Below are 770 nucleotides of genomic sequence, written 5' to 3'. Positions count from 1 at the left end.
GCTACTTTTGAACGTACCAAGCCGCACGTAAACGTCGGCACCATCGGTCACGTTGACCACGGTAAAACTACTTTGACTGCTGCGCTGACGCGCGTCTGCCACGAAGTATGGGGCACAGGCGCCTCAGTTGCGTTTGACGGCATCGACAACGCACCGGAAGAGCGCGAGCGTGGTATCACCATCGCCACCTCTCACGTTGAGTACGATTCACCGAACCGCCACTACGCGCACGTTGACTGCCCGGGCCACGCTGACTATGTGAAGAACATGATCACCGGTGCTGCTCAGATGGACGGCGCGATCCTGGTCTGTTCTGCCGCTGACGGCCCGATGCCGCAAACGCGTGAGCACATCCTGCTGTCTCGTCAGGTTGGCGTACCCTTCATCGTTGTGTTCCTGAACAAGGCCGATATGGTCGACGACGAAGAGTTGCTGGAACTGGTTGAGATGGAAGTGCGTGACCTGCTGTCCATGTACGACTTCCCGGGCGATGACACGCCGATCGTTATCGGTTCTGCGCTGATGGCGCTGGAAGGCAAAGACGACAACGAAATGGGTACTACGGCTGTTAAGAAGCTGGTAGAAGCCCTGGATGACTACATTCCGCAGCCCGAGCGTGCTATTGACCAGCCGTTCCTGATGCCGATTGAAGACGTGTTCTCAATCTCTGGTCGCGGTACTGTTGTGACCGGTCGTGTTGAGCGCGGCATCGTCAAGTCTGGTGAAGAAGTGGAAATCATTGGTATCCACGACACCACCAAGACCGTTGT

At 56.8% G+C, this 770-nt stretch carries 1 protein-coding gene; it reads left to right on the top strand.

Features of this window, described 5'->3' with window-relative positions:
- Nucleotides 1–770 (top strand): elongation factor Tu (locus EP166_RS21055; RefSeq protein WP_220432676.1); only part of this gene is annotated, 770 nt, incomplete at both ends.

Source organism: Saccharospirillum alexandrii, from assembly GCF_004000275.1.
GTDB lineage: Bacteria > Pseudomonadota > Gammaproteobacteria > Pseudomonadales > Natronospirillaceae > Saccharospirillum > Saccharospirillum alexandrii.
Note: the sequence above shows the minus strand (reverse complement) of the source record. Positions and strands in the feature narration are given on the sequence as shown.